Genomic DNA, 12,963 nt, shown 5'->3' on the forward strand with positions numbered 1-12,963 from the left:
ATGAGTGTTGTGTTTGTGCGCGTGTATTTAGTCTTTATAAATGCTGAAATGCTCGCGAGCAGCAACTAACTGTTCTTTGGTCAGCATGAATACACCGTCACCGCCGTTGTCAAACTCCAGCCAGGTGAACGGTACATCCGGGTATTGCTCTATCAGATGTACCATGCTGTTTCCGACTTCACAAATCAGAATACCGTTATCTGCCAGGTAATCTGGAGCGTTCCCCAGAATGCGGCGAGTCAGTTTCAGCCCATCGCTACCTGACGCCAGACCCAGCTCAGGTTCATGACGATATTCGTTTGGCAGATCGGACATATCTTCCGCATCGACATACGGCGGGTTGGTCACAATCAGGTCATACTGCACTTTCAGCAGATCGCGGAACAGATCGGAGCGGATCGGCGTCACGTGATGGATCAGACCATGTTCCTCAATATTGTGTTCGGTCACGGCCAGCGCGTCAGTGGAAATATCCACCGCATCCACTTCGGCTTCCGGGAAAGCATACGCGCAGGCAATAGCGATGCAGCCGCTGCCGGTACACATATCAAGGATATGCTGCGGCTGCTCATTGATGAGGCCCGCAAAACGATTATTGATCAGTTCGCCAATCGGTGAGCGTGGAACCAGCACGCGTTCATCAACATAAAACTCATGCCCGCAGAACCAGGCTTTATTGGTCAGATAAGCAACCGGGATACGCTCGTTGACGCGGCGAATCACGCGTTCAACAATACGATGGCGCTCACTGGAGGTCAGACGCGCAGTGCGCATATCTTCAGGTATATCCAGCGGTAAATAGAGCGACGGCAGCACCAGCTGTACGGCCTCGTCCCATGGGTTATCCGTGCCATGGCCATACCAGATGTTCGCCGCGCTAAAACGGCTGACCGCCCAACGCAACATGTCCTGAATGGTATGCAGTTCACTCACTGCTTCATCGACGAAAATTTTATCCACGTATTCCTCCAGGGCATGCTCGTATTAATTTCGGCGGCTAGTTTGCCACGAAGACGGCGATAAATCAGCATCCACACCGGGCCTGAACGCGAAAATTGCGTTTTAAGCGATCGGATGCCCGTCGAGTCGGGTTAAACTAACGGAAAATAAAAGATGAGACTCTCGAATGAAAAAGAAAACATCGCTCAGCGAGGAGGATCAGACGCTGTTTCGCCAGCTGATGACCGGCACGCGTAAAATTAAGCAAGACACTATTGTTCACCGACCGCTACGTAAAAAAATCACCGAGGTCCCGGTTAAAAGGCTGTTGCAGGAACAGGCTGATGCCAGCCACTATTTTTCTGACGAATTTCAGCCGTTGCTGAACACGGACGGCCCGGTGAGATATCTGCGTGCTGACGTCAGCCATTTCGAACTGAAGAAAATGCGTCGTGGCGACTACTCCCCGGAGCTATTTCTCGATTTGCACGGACTGACCCAGCAACAGGCCAAACAGGAATTAGGCGCGCTAATCGCCGCCTGTCGTCGTGAGCACGTATTTTGCGCCTGCGTTATGCATGGCCACGGAAAGCATATTCTTAAACAGCAAACGCCTCTCTGGCTGGCACAGCATCCGCACGTGATGGCCTTTCATCAGGCGCCGAAAGAGTATGGGGGCGACGCCGCGCTGCTGGTGCTGATTGAAGTGGAAGAGTGGCTGCCGCCAGAACTTCCCTGATGCAGAAAAACAGAAAGAGCCGCGTTTGCGGCTCTTTTATTTTCCGGATGGTGGTTGTGCCTTATCCGGCCTACTTATATCGCTTTCGCCATTTTGAGGTTACACGGGCTCATCTGCCAGTTGAAAACCCCTTTTCCGCTTTCATCAAGCGTTACGCTGGCAATCGCTGACGTGGTAAACATCGGCGGAGTTTCGCCTGGGCAAAGCTCAGACACCAGATACCCCACTAAAGGCAAGTGAGAGATCACCAGCGCCGTGGCGATACCTTCATTGGCCAGAGCCTGTAAATAGGCGCTGACCAGACCGACATCGCCGCAGGGAGTCAGCTCCGGCAAAACATCCACGTCGGTTGGCAGGTTCATGCATTCCCCCACCACATCCAGCGTTTGTTCGGCTCGCAGGAACGGGCTCACCAGAACGCGTTCGATATCCACTTTTTGACCTTTCAGCCAGTTCGCCATCAGGCGAGATTCGTCACAACCACAAGAGGTTAAAGGACGAACCGAATCACTGGCGGCATCGAGGGCCGCGTCGCCGTGACGCATGATAAAAACTTGCATATTGCACCGCTTTTGTTAACCAGAATCACCAACACCAGTTAGTCACAGCCCCTATTGACCGTGGTAACGATATGGTGGCCGGCATTGTGCCTTATCCATTCACCGAATGAAACGCTGTTTTTTACCTCAACGGCGTAAGTATAGTCAATCTCTGTTTACATTTTGAGCATGGGCCATACATTCAGTGCGGATTCATCCTACCTTTGACCTCATGAATTCAGGTCAGTTTCCCTACTATTCCAGAATCTTTCACCACGTTCCGCCATCAGCAATAATTGCTCACACGGTGTAAACCGCGAGCCATATTGTGTTGATAGCCGTTGCAGAGCCGCAACTACTTCACCCGCGCCGAGGGAATCCATATACCGGAACGGGCCGCCGAGGAATGGCGGAAAACCAATACCAAATACAGCACCGATGTCGCCATCACGCGCGCTGCGGACGACCTTCTCGTCGAAGCAGCGTGCTGCTTCATTGAGCATTAACATGATGCACCGCTCAGCAATTTGCGTGGCGGGGAGTCGGGCCTGGCCCTGAGCGCCAATAAGCGTATAAATTGCAGGGTCGACCTGTTTTTTGCTTTTACGCCCTTTCGCCCCATAAAGATAGAAACCACGACCATTTTTTCTACCTTTGCGATCGTCATTCAAAATTGAAGCAACAACATTTGCAGGCGCGCTAAAACGTTCTCCATACGCGGCCTCAAGCACAGGTATAATTTTAGTGCCCGTATCAATTCCGACCTCATCCAAAAGTTGGATTGGCCCAACCGGAAAACCAAACTTAACCAGCGCGGCGTCAATGGCTTCAACCCGCTCGCCTTCGGTTAACAGGCGTATAGCTTCATTGATGTAAGGCGCTAAAATGCGGTTAACGTAAAACCCGGCCTTATCTCTGACGACTATCGGTGTTTTACCCTGTTTTTTCGCCAACTTGACGGTTGTTGCAATAGTTTGCTCAGAGGTCGTTGCATGCGGAATGACCTCAACCAGCGGCATTTTTTCAACCGGGCTAAAAAAGTGCAAACCAATCACTTGTTCAGGTCTGGCAGCCTTAGCCGCAATATCACTAATCGGTAAAGATGAGGTATTGGAAGCAAAAATAGTGTGAGGTGCGCAATTTTGTTCAACTTCTGCCACCATCTGTTGTTTTAACGCCAGATCTTCGAACACGGCTTCAATAACCAGATCGCGATGCGCAAAACCGCGATAATCGGTAGATCCCGAGATTAACGCCAGCTGTTTATCGCGCTCGCTGGCTTTGATAAGACGGCGACGAACCTTCGTTTCAAGCTGATCCCAACTGTACTTCAGCGCGTGGTTGATTCCCTTAGCACTAATATCTTTGATACGGACTGGCAAGCCACCTTTACAGGCCGTCACATAGGCGATACCACCGCCCATCAGACCGCCACCCAGAATACCGACGCTGCTTAGCGGCCCCGCCTTTGCATCACTACCAGGATCCTTTTTCACGTTGGTATTGGCAAAAAAGACGTGCCGCAGCGCCTGAGACTGAGGGGTCATCGCCAGCTCCCCAAATGCGCGGGCTTCTGCGTCATAACCGCTACTGCTTCCTTGTGCAAGGCCGGTTTCAATGACCTCAAGGATACGTTCCGTCGCGGGATAATTTCCCTGCGTTTTTTGCGCCGTCTTTTTACTGGCCATACGGAATAGCAGCGCTCGTCCCAGCGGTCCCGCTAACACCCGCTCACGTACGGGCAGGTCCCGGTGTGAAGAACTGTCTTTTTTAGCCAGTTCAACGGCAGCTTCCAGTAAAATAGACTGCGGCACGACCTCATCCACCAGACCCACTTTAAGTGCCTGTTTTGCGCGCAATTGTTTCCCTGTGAGGATCATATCCAGCGCAGTACTGACGCCAATAAGGCGTGGTAAGCGTTGCGTACCGCCGGAGCCGGGCAACAGGCCAAGCTGGACTTCCGGCAAACCCAGTACGGTTTTAGCATCATCCGTACAAATACGGTTATGGCAGGCCAACGCCATCTCCAGGCCACCGCCCAGACAAGCGCCATGAATCGCGGCGATAACCGGGATCGGTAACGCGTGAATTTCTGCCATAATCTGCTGGCCCTGGCGGGCCAGCGTTTCGGCTTCCTGCGCGCTGCGACAGCTACCAATCATGTTGATATCAGCTCCGGCGATGAAGTTATCGGGTTTCGCTGAAATGAACACCACACCGCGCAGCGCTTTGTTGTCGCGAATTTGTTTCAGGATGGCCCGAACCTGAGAAGCAAACTCCGCTTTCAGGGTATTCATTTTCTCTCCGGGTACATCAATGGTGACAACAGCGACGTTATCCAAACGCACATTAAGCGTAAAAGCCGATGTCATTTCCATTATTCCGCCTCCAGAACCATTGCCGCACCCAGACCACCTGCCGCACAGGCGGTCACTAAGCCAAAACCGCCGCCACGGCGGCGTAATTCATTGAGGGTTTGCGTAATCATTCGCGCACCAGTAGCGGCGAAGGGGTGTCCATAGGCAATCGATCCGCCCAGCACGTTAAATTTACTGTCATCAACCTCGCCAGTGGCATGTGCCCTCCCCAACACTTCGCGGGCAAAACGTTCGCTGCCCAGCAACTGAAGATTCGCCAGCGTTTGTGCGGCAAAGGCTTCATGCATATCGATCAAGGTTAAATCCGCCATCGTCAGTCCAGCTCGCTCCAGCGCAAGCGGCGTTGACCACGCCGGCCCCAGCAGCATGTCCTGCCAGACATCAATTGCGGTGAAAGCATAGCTGCGTAAATACCCCAGCGGCACCAGCCCCAGCTCTTTCGCTCGCGACTCTGTCATCAATATCACGGCGGCTGCGCCGTCCGTCAGCGGGGTACTGTTCGCCGCAGTCACTGTACCGTGCTTTCGGTCAAATGCCGGACGCAGTTTGGCGTAATCGGCCAGCGTAGAGTTGCCGCGAATGTTGTTATCTTCGGAAAGAGGGTCTTTAAACGGTGGCGCGTAGGTGGTCATCACCTCATCGGCGAGCTTTCCTTCAGCCCATGCCTGAGCGGCACGTTGGTGCGAACGATGCGCCAGGGCATCCTGCTGCTCGCGAGTAATGCCATAGGTTTTCGCCATCTGCTCGGCCGTATCCCCCATGCGCAAGCCGGTGGAATATTCAGCGACGGCTGGCGGCACAGGCATCAGGTCACGTAAACGCAGCCGGGAAAACAGTTTCAGGCGTTGCCCTGTCGTGCGGGCTTTATTGACATCCACCAGCACACGCGCCAGTTTTTTGCTGACGCCAATCGGCAGGACTGACGACGAGTCCGCCCCGCCGGCAATTCCGGCGCGAATCGTTCCCGCCATCAGGCTTTCCGCGACATTCGCTACTGCCTGGAAACTGGTGGCGCAGGCTCGGCTTACGCTGTAGGCGTCCGTGTGCACATTCATACCGGTTCCCAGCACGATTTCACGAGCAATATTGGGGGCTTCAGGCATTTGTACCACCTGGCCAAAGACCAGTTGCTCAATCACATCAGCGGGTATTTCGCTACGCGCCAGCAGTTCGCCAACAACCATTTTCCCCAAATCTACGGCGGGAATGCCATGAAATGCGGTTGCCTGACGGGCAAATGGCGTACGCAATCCGCTTACAATGGCGATGCGATCGCCCTGGCGGGTAACCAGCGGTAAAGCCTGACTCATAACACTCCCCTGTAAAAAATAAAAATAAGTGGTCTGACCTGATCACAGTCTTAACCAATTTTTTACATTTAGCCAAGCGGAGAGAAAAGAAAGTGGGAGCTAAGACACAGTGAATAATCACTGACTGTTACGAAAATGCCCTTGCCACCAGGTAGCAAGGGCATAAATAGAAGGGATTAACGCAGGCCCAGCTGGAAAATCAGCGTTTCTGCTTCACAAGCAAAAACAAAGTCAATATCCAGACGCACACCATCTGACTCTTCAGTAAAAGTAGAGGTGATTTGGCAAGGCTCAGATTCCACGCCACGCGCCTTTTCAGTCAGAGCGGCCAGCGTTTCTTCTGCCTCTGCGCGATTCGCGAACACACGGCTGTATGACGCGGTGCAATCGGAGTTGTCCATGATGGTGCCAACATCCATACAGCAGCAAACCGGGGTTTCATCAGCACTGCATTTACTCATTGTAGATTTCCTCTGTATTCGCACCTGAGGTGCCAGATAAACGATGGGGATATTTTACGCTCCCCTCTTTCGCCTCTCCAGTCGTTAATTGTATGAAATGCGATAAGTGACCGAAATCACACTTAAAAATGATCTAAAACAAAAATCACCCAAACAGGTGAGTGCGCATACCCGCAATTTTGCCAGCTGGATCGCGTTTCCGAGATCAGAATTGAAAATATTTATAAACATACTTGCAACATTTCAGCTGGTCAGACCTATACTCTCGGCACTGGTCTGATTTCTATGTCGTACCTCAGACCCTACACTTCGCGCTCCTGTTACGGTATGTAACATTGTTTGTATAAAAATAAATCTATGAGGTTATGGTCATGAGCCAGAAAACCCTGTTTACAAAGTCTGCTCTCGCAGTCGCAGTGGCAATTATCTCCACACAGGCCTGGTCTGCAGGCTTTCAGTTAAACGAATTTTCTTCCTCTGGCCTTGGCCGGGCATATTCGGGTGAAGGCGCTATTGCAGATGATGCAGGTAACGCCAGTCGTAACCCGGCACTGATTATGATGTTTGATCGCCCCACTTTTTCTGCGGGTGCAGTGTATATCGATCCAGACGTTAATATTTCCGGTAAATCGCCATTCACCGGACGTAGCACCGACGCAGATAACATCGCCCCGACGGCGTGGGTTCCTAACGCTCACTTCGTGATGCCTATCAACGAACAGTTTGGTTGGGGTGCATCTGTCACCTCTAACTATGGTCTGGCGACCGAGTTTAATGACAGCTATATCGTCGGTGAATACGGTGGGAAGACTGACCTTAAAACGGTCAACCTTAACCTGAGCGGTGCCTACCGTCTGAATGACAGTTGGAGCTTTGGTGTTGGTTTTAATGCCGTCTACGCCGATGCAAAAATTGAGCGTTATTCTGGTGAGCAGACGGCTGCATTACCGAAAGTCAGCAACAAAATTGCCAGCCTGAAGGGTGACGAATGGGGCTACGGCTGGAATGCCGGTATTTTGTACGAGCTGGATAAAAACAACCGTTACGGCTTGACGTACCGCTCTGAAGTTAAAATCGACTTCGATGGCGATTACAAAAGCGGCATTCGTTCTCAGGCCAATGCGTTACCTGGCGCAGGCACCGTGTTCCCATGGGGAACAACCAATGCCACCGTCCCAGGTTCTTTGACGCTGAACCTGCCGGAAATGTGGGAACTGTCGGGCTATAACCGCATCGCTCCGCAATGGGCTATTCACTACAGCATGGCTTATACCAGTTGGAGCCAGTTCCAGGAGCTGAAAGCCACCGGCACCAACGGCCAGACACTGTTCTATAAAGAAGAAGGCTTCAAGGATTCTTACCGCATCGCTCTGGGCACAACCTACTATATGGATAAAAGCTGGACCTTCCGTACCGGTATCGCCTATGACGACAGCCCGGTTCCTGCGAGCAAGCGTTCCATCTCCATTCCAGACCAGGACCGCCTGTGGCTGAGCGCGGGTACGACTTACGCATTCAATGATGACGCATCTATTGATGTCGGTGTTTCTTATATGCACGGACAGAAAGTGACCGTCAAAGAAGGCCCGTATACTTTCGATTCTGAAGGTAAAGCCTGGCTGTTCGGTACCAACTTCAACTACGCGTTCTGATTTTCTTCCGACGTAAAAAAGGTGAGCTTTTTTAGCTCACCTTTTTATTTGCATCAATTCCTTACTCGGAATCGATATCTTTTAAATCATCCTGAATGGCTTTCGCGTTCGGGTTTTCTTCTGGTTTAAGTTTCCCGCCGTTCGCGATGAAGTCATGACGCTGGAAGTAGGCTTCACGTACCATGATGTAAGGGTCGGAAGACTGACGCAGCAGACCGTCGGAATCAAGCAGCTGTGCGCGGGTTTCAATCCCTTCAACGGTCCATTTACCTATCGACAACGGCCAGGTCAGCCAGGACAATACCGGATACAGCGTATCCACCATATCGCCACCATCATCGCGCAACGTGAAGCTACCGTAGAACGGAAGCTGCATATACGGTCCGTAACCCACGTCATAGTGACCTAACGTACTGCCAAAGCGGTGTGGTTCAACGCGCTGTAGCTTCGGATTCGCCATACCCGCCACATCGATAAAGCCACCCATCCCCAATAGGGTGTTCAGGAAGAAACGGGTAAAATGCACCATCCCCTGATAAGGATCGCCTTGCAGGAAATAGTTGACCATGACGGCCGGCTCTTCAAGGTTGCCCGTAAAGTTGCTTAAACCATTACGCGCCGGCTGCGGGACATAATCACGCCAGGCTACTGCTACCGGTCGAACAATATAGGGATCTAAAACATTAAAGTTAAAGTTGTACATAGTGCGGTTGAACCCTTCAAATGGATCCGAACGCCCCTGCTGTTCAGTACCGGAGCTCGCACACCCCACCAAAAGTGTGGTTCCCAGCGCAAGCGCCGACAGGCGAAGCTTCATAAGTGTCTCCCTGTGTAATATGGCTATCGCTGATTGCCATCCATGACGGAACGATGACGTATCCGCCTGTTAAGATGTGAGCGATTGTAACAGCACGTCAAACGATGTCTATATACCCGGTCTTACTGATTTGATCATAGCCTGGTAATGCACACTACGCGGCGGTTCTATTTTAGCTAACCCGATAAAAACAAACGTTACCATTTTTGCTATCTCAGACTTTCTCCCGCTGATTTTCGGATAAAAACCGCTACGCTTTAGCAATACGTGCTTATTCAGGATTCGGCTATGAATGATATTGAGAAAGAAAAAATCGATCGGCACAGCGACGAAATCCAGGTCGAAAGTGATGAAAAGCTAGAAGGTAAAAAGATAGAGGTCGATGAGGACAGACTCCCTTCCCGGGCGATGGCGATCCATGAACATATCCGCCAGGATGGGGAGAAAGAGATGGAACGTGATGCGATGGCGCTGCTGTGGTCGGCCATCGCTGCCGGGCTATCGATGGGTGCCTCGTTACTGGCAAAAGGGATTTTTCACGTGCAATTAGAAGGCGTGCCTGGAGGTTTTTTACTCGAGAATCTTGGTTATACCTTCGGGTTTATCATCGTCATCATGGCCCGCCAGCAGCTTTTTACCGAAAATACCGTCACTGCCGTACTACCGGTTATGCAAAACCCCACCCTCGGCAATTTTGGCCTGTTAATGCGCCTGTGGGGAGTGGTTTTACTGGGCAATATTATCGGTACCGGCGTTGCGGCATGGGCCTTTGAATATATGCCGATTTTTGATGAACAGACCCGCGACGCCTTTGTCAAAATCGGCATGGACGTGATGAAAAACAGCCCAACAGAGATGTTTTCTAACGCGATTATTTCTGGCTGGCTGATTGCCACAATGGTCTGGATGTTTCCTGCGGCCGGTGCGGCGAAGATTGTGGTCATTATTCTGATGACCTGGCTAATTGCGCTAGGCGATACTACACATATCGTCGTCGGCTCAGTGGAAATTCTCTATCTGGTCTTTAATGGTACGCTGCACTGGGGTGATTTCTTCTGGCCCTTTGCGTTACCGACACTCGCCGGAAATATCTGCGGCGGTACGTTTATCTTTGCGCTGATGAGCCACGCGCAGATTCGCAATGATATGAGCAACAAACGCAAGGAAGAAGCCAGGCAGCAAGCCAAACGCGACGAGCAAAAGCAGAAAAACCAGAAAAAACAGGCTTGAATGGTGACTGTTTGAGCAGTCAGGCGGCTTGAGACTTACCGTTGAGGGTAAAAAACGCTATAATCGTGCCGCTTCGTCCCCTTAGTTAAATGGATATAACGAGCCCCTCCTAAGGGCTAGTTGCAGGTTCGATTCCTGCAGGGGACACCATTTATTCGTTACCCGCCATTTCCTCTCATTACCAAAAACCCTGATATTACTGTCACACAAACATTTCGACGTTACCGCACATTACTCAACATGAATTGACTGCGCCAAACTTTTGCGGGCATATTGTGGGCATACTGAAAAATGACCATGGATTTATGCCCACATGCTTACGGTAAAGCAAATCGACGCAGCAAAGCCTGCGGAAAAATCATATCGCCTTACAGATGCTGGAGGTCTATTTCTGTTCGTTCCCCCGTCAGGGAAAAAGGTGTGGCGCATGCGGTACCGGTTCGACGGAAAAGAAAAGACGCTGGTTATCGGACCATACCCTCAAATATCTCTCACAGAGGCCAGGTCAAAGCAGTCAGAAGCAAAAATGAAGTTGCTGGCAGGTGTTGATCCGGCAGAACAAAAGCAAGCTATAAAGAAGAAAGAGAAAGAGGCTGTAGCCGATTCGTTCGGTGACATTTTCCGCGAATGGCATGCTCACAAATCAAAAGTGTGGTCGAAAGGATATGCTGACGAGATGATGGGCATGTTCACGGATGACATACTTCCGATCATCGGCCATTTACGCATGGAAGAAGTAGAGCCAATGACTCTGCTGAAGGTCATCAGGCTATTCGAGGACAGGGGCGCAATGGAACGCGCTGATAAAGCGAGGCGCAGATGCGGTGAGGTATTCAGTTATGCGATAGTAACAGGCAGGGCTAAATACAATCCGTCTCCTGACCTTGCTGGGGCCATGAAAGGATATCGCAAGAATAACTACCCTTTTCTTCCCATGCATCGCATACATGAATTTCAGCGCGCATTGAACGCGTACGGCGGCTGGATAGTAATGAAGATTGCAGCGCAGGTATTGCACTATACAGCCATGAGAACCGTCGAGATGAGATCGCTGGTATGGTCAGGAATAGATTATGAGAACAGGATTATCAGCATAGACCCATCTGTAATGAAAGGCAGGAAGCTTCATATCGTCCCTATGTCAGATCAGGTCGTTGAGTTGTTTAAAGTATTGCAGCATATAACCGGTCAGTATTCGCTTTGCTTCCCAGGAAGAAACGACAGGAAGAAGCCAATCAGCGAGAACGCTGTTCTTGGCGTGATTCGTAGCATTGGCTATGAAGGGCAGACAAGCGGCCACGGGTTCAGGCACCAGTTCAGTACCGTACTAAACGAGAAACACTGGAACAGTGACGCGATAGAGATGCAACTAGCACACGTAAGCGGAGGAACCCGCTCAGTATACAACCACGCAGCTTATCTTGATACGCGCCGGGAAATGATGCAGTGGTGGGCAGACTGGATTGATGAGAAAGTATCATAGGAAAGCAGCACAAAGCCTTGCAAACCGATGCAAAGCTTTGCGTGTCCCGCTTTTGTCTCACCCACCAACTTCACTAGTCGATCGATCCGCTTTCAAATGCTAAACTTTCGGCCTCTAAGAATTCACTGATTTTTATAATGTTAAAGCTATTTAGTCGATATTTCTCCGTTGGCGTGCTTAACACAGCAATTCATTGGTTGTGCTTCTCTGCATTGTTTAGTTTGATGAGCATGAACCAGGCGATATCTAATCTGATCGCATTCTGCGTTGCAGTCACGTTCAGCTTTTTTGTCAATGCCAAATGGACGTTTAAATCCAAGGCAACAACGGGTAGGTATGTTGCTTTTGTCATCTTTATGGGTGGTGTGGCGACTCTTACCGGTTACATTGCAGATCGCCTTCATGCACCAGCACTAATCACACTGATTGCATTTTCTGGTTTCAGCCTGGTAGCAGGATTTATCTATTCAAAATTCATTGTCTTTAGGGATGCGAAATGAAAATTTCTTTAGTCGTTCCGGTCTTTAATGAAGAGGCCACGATACCCATATTTTATAAAACAGTACGCGAGTTTGAAGGCCTAAAAGAGCACGAAATTGAGATAGTCTTCATCAATGACGGAAGCAGCGATTCAACAGAGTCAATTATCAATGCACTCGCTGTATCTGATAAATTGGTAGTGCCCCTGTCGTTCACCCGTAACTTTGGTAAAGAGCCAGCCCTGTTTGCAGGGCTTGATAATGCTACCGGGGAAGCGGTCATTCCAATCGATGTTGATCTGCAAGACCCTATCGATGTCATCCCTAACCTCATTGAAAAATGGCAAGATGGCGCTGATATGGTTCTGGCTAAAAGAACAGACCGCTCTACCGATGGAAGGTTAAAGCGTAAATCTGCTGAGTGGTTCTACAAGCTACACAACAGAATTAGCAATCCGAAGATTGAGGAAAACGTCGGCGACTTTCGGCTTATGTCGCGTGAAGTGGTTGAGAGCATTAAATCAATGCCTGAACGCAACCTGTTTATGAAAGGCATCCTTAGCTGGGTTGGTGGAAAGACTGACGTCGTCGAGTATGCTCGCGCAGAACGCATAGCTGGTGACAGCAAGTTCAATGGCTGGAAGTTGTGGAATCTCGCGATTGAAGGAATCACCAGTTTCTCAACTTTCCCATTGCGCATGTGGACATATATTGGATTATTTGTTGCTGGAATTTCATTCCTGTATGGCATATGGATGATTTTAGATAAGGTTATATTTGGCAACAGCGTCCCAGGATACCCATCATTAATAGTATCAATTCTATTCCTAGGTGGAATTCAACTTATAGGAATAGGTGTTTTAGGTGAATACATAGGACGTATTTACATAGAAACAAAAAATCGACCAAAATACATACTAAAGAAATAGGCGACTT

12 protein-coding genes and 1 tRNA gene are annotated in these 12,963 nt (G+C 50.2%); 7 read left to right on the forward strand and 6 right to left on the reverse strand.

The features are described from left to right. Nucleotides 1-27: 27 nt before the first annotated feature. On the reverse strand, nt 28-960 hold the full coding sequence (gene prmB, locus FDX14_RS19120; protein WP_038642381.1) for a 50S ribosomal protein L3 N(5)-glutamine methyltransferase: 933 nt from the start codon (nt 958-960) through the stop codon (nt 28-30). Between the two features lie 166 nt (nt 961-1,126). Between prmB and smrB the strand changes: the two genes are divergently transcribed. Continuing rightward, on the forward strand, nt 1,127-1,678 hold the full coding sequence (smrB, locus tag FDX14_RS19125; protein WP_006683613.1) for an endonuclease SmrB: 552 nt from the start codon (nt 1,127-1,129) through the stop codon (nt 1,676-1,678). A 74-nt stretch (nt 1,679-1,752) separates the two neighbouring features. Here smrB and sixA read toward each other — a convergent pair whose 3' ends face one another. The 4 genes from sixA to FDX14_RS19145 all read right to left on the reverse strand — a co-directional run bounded on the left by sixA (nt 1,753) and on the right by FDX14_RS19145 (nt 6,366). Continuing rightward, entirely contained in the window at nt 1,753-2,238 is a 486-nt protein-coding gene (gene sixA, locus FDX14_RS19130) for a phosphohistidine phosphatase SixA (protein WP_137350052.1), read from the reverse strand. A 209-nt stretch (nt 2,239-2,447) separates the two neighbouring features. Further along, nucleotides 2,448-4,595, reverse strand: coding sequence for a fatty acid oxidation complex subunit alpha FadJ (gene fadJ / locus FDX14_RS19135; RefSeq protein WP_137350053.1), 2,148 nt, complete (start codon nt 4,593-4,595; stop codon nt 2,448-2,450). Further along, nucleotides 4,595-5,905 (reverse strand): acetyl-CoA C-acyltransferase FadI, encoded by a 1,311-nt coding sequence (gene fadI / locus FDX14_RS19140; RefSeq protein WP_038642387.1) that lies wholly within the window; start codon nt 5,903-5,905, stop codon nt 4,595-4,597. Before fadI ends, fadJ begins: the two co-directional genes overlap by 1 nt. Before the next feature lie 176 nt (nt 5,906-6,081). Then, the gene (locus FDX14_RS19145) at nt 6,082-6,366 is read right to left on the reverse strand and encodes a YfcZ/YiiS family protein (protein ID WP_038642389.1); all 285 of its coding nucleotides are present in this window, start codon (nt 6,364-6,366) and stop codon (nt 6,082-6,084) included. Nucleotides 6,367-6,737: 371 nt separating this feature from the next. Between FDX14_RS19145 and fadL the strand changes: the two genes are divergently transcribed. Further along, nucleotides 6,738-8,018 carry a long-chain fatty acid transporter FadL gene (fadL, locus tag FDX14_RS19150; protein ID WP_061382130.1) on the forward strand — a complete coding sequence of 427 codons (1,281 nt, stop codon included), beginning with the start codon at nt 6,738-6,740 and terminating at the stop codon, nt 8,016-8,018. A 61-nt stretch (nt 8,019-8,079) separates the two neighbouring features. Here fadL and mlaA read toward each other — a convergent pair whose 3' ends face one another. Beyond that, nucleotides 8,080-8,835, reverse strand: a complete 756-nt coding sequence (mlaA, locus tag FDX14_RS19155) for a phospholipid-binding lipoprotein MlaA (protein WP_042307040.1) — start codon at nt 8,833-8,835, stop codon at nt 8,080-8,082. A 297-nt stretch (nt 8,836-9,132) separates the two neighbouring features. Here mlaA and FDX14_RS19160 point away from each other — a divergent pair, with 297 nt between their 5' ends. From FDX14_RS19160 to FDX14_RS19180, 5 genes are all read left to right on the forward strand, one after another. Then, complete coding sequence (locus FDX14_RS19160; protein WP_170973603.1) at nt 9,133-10,065, forward strand: formate/nitrite transporter family protein; 933 nt, start codon at nt 9,133-9,135, stop codon at nt 10,063-10,065. Between the two features lie 75 nt (nt 10,066-10,140). Further along, nucleotides 10,141-10,215 (forward strand) — tRNA-Arg (locus FDX14_RS19165). A gap of 163 nt (nt 10,216-10,378) precedes the next feature. Beyond that, complete coding sequence (locus FDX14_RS19170) at nt 10,379-11,548, forward strand: tyrosine-type recombinase/integrase (protein WP_137350055.1); 1,170 nt, start codon at nt 10,379-10,381, stop codon at nt 11,546-11,548. A gap of 137 nt (nt 11,549-11,685) precedes the next feature. Next, nucleotides 11,686-12,048 (forward strand): GtrA family protein, encoded by a 363-nt coding sequence (locus FDX14_RS19175; RefSeq protein ID WP_137350056.1) that lies wholly within the window; start codon nt 11,686-11,688, stop codon nt 12,046-12,048. Next, the gene (locus FDX14_RS19180; protein ID WP_137350057.1) at nt 12,045-12,956 is read left to right on the forward strand and encodes a glycosyltransferase family 2 protein; all 912 of its coding nucleotides are present in this window, start codon (nt 12,045-12,047) and stop codon (nt 12,954-12,956) included. Before FDX14_RS19175 ends, FDX14_RS19180 begins: the two co-directional genes overlap by 4 nt. Nucleotides 12,957-12,963 lie beyond the last annotated feature (7 nt).

The organism is Citrobacter sp. wls710, assembly GCF_005281115.1.
Lineage (GTDB): Bacteria > Pseudomonadota > Gammaproteobacteria > Enterobacterales > Enterobacteriaceae > Citrobacter > Citrobacter werkmanii.

Bases quoted from the DNA above. Each gene is read 5' to 3' on its own strand.
- smrB (WP_006683613.1), top strand. From the start codon at position 1,127: ATGAAAAAGAAAACATCGCTCAGCGAGGAGGATCAGACGCTGTTTCGC.
- sixA (WP_137350052.1), bottom strand. From the start codon at position 2,238: ATGCAAGTTTTTATCATGCGTCACGGCGACGCGGCCCTCGATGCCGCC.
- fadJ (WP_137350053.1), bottom strand. From the start codon at position 4,595: ATGGAAATGACATCGGCTTTTACGCTTAATGTGCGTTTGGATAACGTC.
- fadI (WP_038642387.1), bottom strand. From the start codon at position 5,905: ATGAGTCAGGCTTTACCGCTGGTTACCCGCCAGGGCGATCGCATCGCC.
- FDX14_RS19145 (WP_038642389.1), bottom strand. From the start codon at position 6,366: ATGAGTAAATGCAGTGCTGATGAAACCCCGGTTTGCTGCTGTATGGAT.
- fadL (WP_061382130.1), top strand. From the start codon at position 6,738: ATGAGCCAGAAAACCCTGTTTACAAAGTCTGCTCTCGCAGTCGCAGTG.
- mlaA (WP_042307040.1), bottom strand. From the start codon at position 8,835: ATGAAGCTTCGCCTGTCGGCGCTTGCGCTGGGAACCACACTTTTGGTG.
- FDX14_RS19170 (WP_137350055.1), top strand. From the start codon at position 10,379: ATGCTTACGGTAAAGCAAATCGACGCAGCAAAGCCTGCGGAAAAATCA.
- FDX14_RS19175 (WP_137350056.1), top strand. From the start codon at position 11,686: ATGTTAAAGCTATTTAGTCGATATTTCTCCGTTGGCGTGCTTAACACA.
- FDX14_RS19180 (WP_137350057.1), top strand. From the start codon at position 12,045: ATGAAAATTTCTTTAGTCGTTCCGGTCTTTAATGAAGAGGCCACGATA.